This window comes from Vibrio sp. IB15, assembly GCF_016406055.1.
Lineage (GTDB): Bacteria > Pseudomonadota > Gammaproteobacteria > Enterobacterales > Vibrionaceae > Vibrio > Vibrio chagasii.
In genome coordinates this window covers 1-5,511 of the sequence record NZ_JAEFCE010000108.1, presented here as the reverse complement: position 1 = coordinate 5,511, position 5,511 = coordinate 1, and the positions used below count along the sequence as shown (strand labels likewise).

The following is a 5,511-nucleotide window of genomic DNA, read 5'->3' as shown; positions in this document are numbered from 1 at the left end:
CCGATAGTACCAACGTTTACGTGCGGTTTCGTACGTTCAAATTTTTCTTTAGACACAATCGTGTTCCTTCCTAGTTATGATTCGCCACGTTCATTATTGAGCGAGACGCGCCAGAAATTGCTATTTTATGCGCCAACTCTCGTTAGCGCAATATTTGGACGCATTAGATCTTTCAAAAATTGAAAAAAATGCGTTCCTTTTGTTTAACCACGCTCTGCAATGATTGCTTTTGCAACATTGTTAGGCACTTCAGCGTACTCACTAAACTCCATAGAGTAAGAAGCACGACCTTGTGTCGCAGAACGTAAATCAGTTGAGTAACCGAACATGACAGACAACGGAACTTGTGCACGAATTATCTTCAGGCCAGCTGTCCCCTCGTCCATACCTTCGATGATGCCGCGACGACGGTTAATATCGCCAACAACGTCACCCATCCAGTCTTCTGGAGTAGTCACTTCAACTTTCATCATAGGCTCAAGCAGAACTGGTTGCGCTTCAAGTGCACCCGCTCTGAAAGCCATAGAGGCAGCGATTGTAAACGCCATCTCACTTGAATCTGTTTCATGGTAAGAACCATCATATAGTGTAGCTTTGATATCCAGAACTGGATAGCCAGCAAGCACACCATTGTTCATCTGTTCTTCAACGCCTTTAGCTACTGAAGCGATAAACTCTTTTGGTACTGTACCATCGGCAATTTCATCCACGAAGACAAAGCCTTCGCCAACTTCTGATGGTTCCAGTTTCAGCCATACATGACCGTACTGACCTTTACCACCGTGTTCACGGATAAATTTACCTTCCGCTTTCGCTGTACCACGAATTGTTTCACGGTAAGCCACTTGCGGGTTACCAACGTTGCAGTTCACGCTAAATTCGCGCTTCATACGGTCAACGATGATATCTAAGTGTAGTTCACCCATACCAGAAATCAGTGTCTGGCCTGTCTCGTCATCCATATCGACGCGGAACGATGGGTCTTCTGCCGCTAATTTACTTAGCGCGATAGTCATTTTATCTTGATCGGCTTGTGAGCTTGGCTCTACAACGATCTGAATAACTGGGTCTGGGAATTCCATGCGCTCTAGAACAATCTTATGGTTCTGGTCACACAGAGTTTCACCAGTGGTTACATCTTTTAGGCCGATAATAGCCGCGATGTCACCTGCTCGTACTTCTTTTACTTCTTCACGCTTGTTTGAGTGCATTTGTACAATGCGACCTAAACGTTCACGTTGTTTCTTCACAGAGTTGTAAGCTGTTTTGCCGCTTTCAACAACACCAGAATAAACACGGATGAAAGTTAGAGTACCAACGAATGGGTCTGTTGCGATCTTGAATGCTAGCGCTGAGAACGGTTCTTTGTCGTCCGCGTGACGCTCTGCTTCATTCTCATCTTCATCGATGCCCTTAATTGCAGGTACATCAACTGGAGAAGGAAGGAAATCAACCACTGCATCTAGAACAGCTTGTACACCTTTGTTTTTGAATGCACTACCACAAGTTGCTAGTACGATTTCATTGTTAAGGGTACGAGTACGAAGACCTTGTTTGATTTCAGCTTCTGTCAGCTCACCTTCTTCAAGGTACTTATCCATTAGCTCTTCAGAGGCTTCTGCCGCTGCTTCAACAAGTTCTGTACGATATTCTTCAGCCATTTCTTGCATGTCTGCTGGAATGTCTTCGTACGTAAAAGTCATGCCCTGGTCAGCTTCATTCCAGTTGATTGCCTTCATCTTGATAAGATCGACAACACCTTGGAAGTTTTCTTCAGCGCCAATGTTCAGTTGAATCGGAACAGGAGTCGCGCCTAGGCGGTCCTTGATCTGCTCGATAACGCGCAAGAAGTCTGCGCCAGTACGGTCCATTTTGTTAACGAAAACCATACGAGGAACTTGGTACTTATCAGCTTGACGCCAAACTGTCTCTGATTGAGGCTCAACACCAGATGAACCACAGAACACAACAACGGCACCATCAAGTACACGTAGAGAACGTTCTACTTCGATAGTGAAGTCAACGTGTCCAGGAGTGTCGATGATGTTGATACGGTGATCTGGGAATTGCGCTTCCATACCACGCCAGAACGTAGTGGTTGCTGCTGAAGTGATCGTAATACCGCGCTCTTGCTCTTGCTCCATCCAGTCCATGGTTGCTGCACCATCGTGAACTTCGCCGATTTTGTGAGAAAGACCGGTATAGAACAGAATACGTTCACTTGTGGTTGTTTTACCTGCATCTACGTGAGCAACGATACCGATGTTACGGTACTGCTCAATAGGAGTTTTACGAGCCACGGTTGAATCCTCTTATTAGAGACTTAGGGACTATTGCTATACCTAGGATTAAAAATTGCCTGCCCTAGAAATAGCAATAGTTCCTAGCATAAGCATAGGAACTAAAGAAGTGCTGCAAGGAACCTTGCAGCACTAAAAAGGTATTACCAACGGTAATGTGCGAACGCTTTGTTTGCGTCAGCCATGCGGTGAACGTCTTCACGTTTCTTAACCGCAGTACCTTTGTTCTCAGACGCGTCTAGCATTTCAGCAGCTAGGCGTTGAGCCATAGATTTTTCACCACGCTTACGCGCAGCTTCAACTACCCAACGCATAGCAAGTGCGTTACGGCGAACCGGACGAACTTCTACAGGTACTTGGTAAGTTGAACCACCTACACGGCGAGATTTAACTTCTACCGCTGGGCGAACATTTTCAAGAGCTTCTTCAAATACAGCTAAGTGGTCTTTACCAGACTTCTCAGCCATTGCATCTAGTGCAGTGTAAACAATTTTCTCTGCAGTAGATTTCTTTCCGTCAACCATTAGGATGTTAACGAATTTTGCCAGCAGTTCAGATTTGAACTTTGGATCTGGAAGGATCTTACGCTGACCTATTACGCGACGACGTGGCATGGATATTCTCCGTTGTCTTCTTCAGGTTTTTTCCAAAACTTTTCAGAATAATAAATAAAATAGTGTTTGGCCTTACTTAACGATTTCTTTTTAAAAAAGAGAATCAATTAAGACTTAGGACGTTTCACACCGTACTTAGAACGACCTTGTTTACGGTCATTAACGCCAGCACAGTCAAGTGCGCCGCGAACAGTGTGGTAACGAACACCCGGAAGGTCTTTTACACGACCGCCACGGATTAGTACAACACTGTGCTCTTGTAGGTTGTGGCCTTCACCGCCGATGTACGAAGTTACTTCGAAACCGTTAGTTAGACGTACACGACATACTTTACGTAGTGCCGAGTTAGGTTTTTTAGGTGTAGTAGTGTAAACACGAGTACATACACCACGTTTTTGTGGGCACGCTTCTAGTGCAGGCACGTTGCTTTTAACAACTTGCTTTACACGAGGTTTGCGAACCAACTGGTTAATAGTTGCCATTAACTAGCTCCTGAAATTTACTTGAAAGTAAGCTTTGTGAAAAATCTATCCCTAACTACATGTCGCAATTAGGGACGCAAAATTCTATTCAGCAGTGGGATGTGTGTCAAGAAATATACAGATCTTTTTTAGCCGTCTAGAGCTCAGGATGGTCTAGTTTTGACCAAACTGATAGAACACAGCTACCAAGTGACTGATTTGTCGTTTAAAACCGTCAATTCAACAAAGCCATCAAAGCCTATTTGCGGGATGGCTTCAGCGGCCAACTGTTGTAGGCCGCGACTCTCTAAATCGGGTTTTAATACCGACATGTGCTCGACTGCACTGATTTGAGTGAATAACTCATGATTTGGAAGGCAAACATACACTGCATCTTCAACTAACAAGAATTGATCCTGTGGTTGAGAGTAGACGAGTGCAAGTTTTAGTTTATCCGCTGTTTTAACAATATGAAGCATAGCGATTCCTAGAAAGTCAGTATCTGTTGGCACTGAGCTAACGTCTGCGCTAACTCATCAGCTTCAGCGACGGTGACATCAATCAACAAGTCATCAGCGGAAAGACCAAACTGACTCAGGCTTCGCTTACAAACGTACACCTGTTCAATGTCGTACAGATCCATCAACTTAAACGCCGAGATGTAGTCACGGGAGAGTGTCTGTTCAGGCTGCTGTGCTTTAAGAAGTTGTGTCACACCATCACCAACAAAAAACACGGCGATATCTTCACTATAAGCGGAGGCAGCTAATAACGCGTCTAACCCTTCCCTACCCGCAGCGGTAGTATGAGGAAAGCTATTAAATACAAAGGCTAATTTTCTCAAAACTGTACCACTCTGTCTTGCGTGAGTAGCGCTTCCGATAAGCTGCCTAAACCAGCCTGTGTGAATCCAGTAGCTAAGTTAGAGCCACTCAACTGATGCTGTTCTGCTTCTTCAGAACTGATGATGCCACGTCTTAGTGCCGCCGCAACACAGGTCTCAAGACTTACATTATGTTCATCTGCCAATTTCTGCCAAGCAGCAGCCAGATCAAACTCATCATTAGCTGGCACGGTAAGGTCAGAGCCGTTACTTACGCCGTCTTGATAAAAGAATACACTGTGGAGTTTGTGGCCCTGTTGAAGCAGAGCCACGGCAAACTGGTAAGCACTTCTTGCTGACTGTGAACCGTAGAGAGGCCCATTAACTAGGAGTGTATAGCTTAACAACCCTCTTCATCCTCTGTTTTACGCTGACGGATATATAGGTATACGGTGTGCTTAGAAATATTCAATCGCTCAGCAACACGGTTAATCGCATCTTTGATATCAAAAATACCTTTGTCGTACAGCTCCATCACGATTTGACGGTTCTTGGTATTGTTCGATACTGATTTGTCGGCATTGATCTCTTCAATGGTGCGCTCAACCGTTTGGTCAACAAGTTCTTCAACGTCGCTTGCAAAGTTAACCGATGAGGCAGCTTCGTCTGCGTCTTGTGTCGGCATGAAAGATTGCAGCACTTGTGAGAAAGGCGCATCTAGGTTCACGTTAATACACAGCAGGCCAATCACTCGGTCTTCACCATTTCGGATAGCCACAGTGATCGACTTCATCAACACGCCGCCTTTAGCACGGGTGAAGTATGAGCGTGAGAAGTTACGTTTAGAACCTTCGATATCTTTTAGCATTTTCAGTGCAAGGTCAGTAATTGGCGAGCCAACCTGACGCCCGGTATTCTCACCGTTAGCAATTTTAATCGCAGAGGTGTTGAGGTCTTCTAAAGAGTGCAGAACGATCTCACAAAATGGGCCAATTAGACTCGCAATGCCGTCTACCACCGCTTCATAAGATCTTAGAATGATTTTATCGTGTTCACTGAATGGCATGACATTGACTGATTCCATTTCAAGTAACACATCTGCATTGACTGTTTCTGTAGTAGTCACTTATTCCTTACCTTCGTGTGAAAAATCAACAAATTTATGTAAGTTTATCAGAAAATTTTAATTGCACACCTAGCTAACATTGCAACTAGTGATTTAGAACAAGTTTAAAAATCAAATACTCATATTCGAATCATAAAAAAAGGTTCATCGCGGCTTTCCGGGGAAAGCCGCTTTTATCTTCAAGAAG

7 protein-coding genes are annotated in these 5,511 nt (G+C 44.4%); all 7 read right to left on the bottom strand.

Annotation, left to right across the window (positions count from 1 at the left end):
- Positions 1-203: 203 nt before the first annotated feature.
- The gene (gene fusA / locus JC606_RS22595) at positions 204-2,300 is read right to left on the bottom strand and encodes an elongation factor G (RefSeq protein WP_102425870.1); all 2,097 of its coding nucleotides are present in this window, start codon (positions 2,298-2,300) and stop codon (positions 204-206) included.
- 143 nt (positions 2,301-2,443) lie between these two features.
- Positions 2,444-2,914: a 30S ribosomal protein S7 gene (gene rpsG, locus JC606_RS22590; protein WP_004737195.1), complete on the bottom strand. Its 471-nt coding sequence runs from the start codon at positions 2,912-2,914 to the stop codon at positions 2,444-2,446.
- A gap of 107 nt (positions 2,915-3,021) precedes the next feature.
- Complete coding sequence (rpsL, locus tag JC606_RS22585) at positions 3,022-3,396, bottom strand: 30S ribosomal protein S12 (protein WP_004737194.1); 375 nt, start codon at positions 3,394-3,396, stop codon at positions 3,022-3,024.
- A gap of 182 nt (positions 3,397-3,578) precedes the next feature.
- The gene (gene tusB, locus JC606_RS22580; protein ID WP_102425869.1) at positions 3,579-3,854 is read right to left on the bottom strand and encodes a sulfurtransferase complex subunit TusB; all 276 of its coding nucleotides are present in this window, start codon (positions 3,852-3,854) and stop codon (positions 3,579-3,581) included.
- An 8-nt stretch (positions 3,855-3,862) separates the two neighbouring features.
- Positions 3,863-4,219, bottom strand: coding sequence for a sulfurtransferase complex subunit TusC (gene tusC, locus JC606_RS22575; RefSeq protein ID WP_102425868.1), 357 nt, complete (start codon positions 4,217-4,219; stop codon positions 3,863-3,865).
- Positions 4,216-4,605: a sulfurtransferase complex subunit TusD gene (tusD, locus tag JC606_RS22570; RefSeq protein WP_102425867.1), complete on the bottom strand. Its 390-nt coding sequence runs from the start codon at positions 4,603-4,605 to the stop codon at positions 4,216-4,218. Before tusD ends, tusC begins: the two co-directional genes overlap by 4 nt.
- Positions 4,599-5,324: a helix-turn-helix transcriptional regulator gene (locus JC606_RS22565; protein ID WP_004737190.1), complete on the bottom strand. Its 726-nt coding sequence runs from the start codon at positions 5,322-5,324 to the stop codon at positions 4,599-4,601. Before JC606_RS22565 ends, tusD begins: the two co-directional genes overlap by 7 nt.
- Between the last annotated feature and the right edge of the window lie 187 nt (positions 5,325-5,511).

Excerpts from the sequence above, each read along its gene's own strand:
- rpsG (WP_004737195.1), bottom strand. The coding sequence starts at position 2,914 with ATGCCACGTCGTCGCGTAATAGGTCAGCGTAAGATCCTTCCAGATCCA.
- rpsL (WP_004737194.1), bottom strand. The coding sequence starts at position 3,396 with ATGGCAACTATTAACCAGTTGGTTCGCAAACCTCGTGTAAAGCAAGTT.
- tusB (WP_102425869.1), bottom strand. The coding sequence starts at position 3,854 with ATGCTTCATATTGTTAAAACAGCGGATAAACTAAAACTTGCACTCGTC.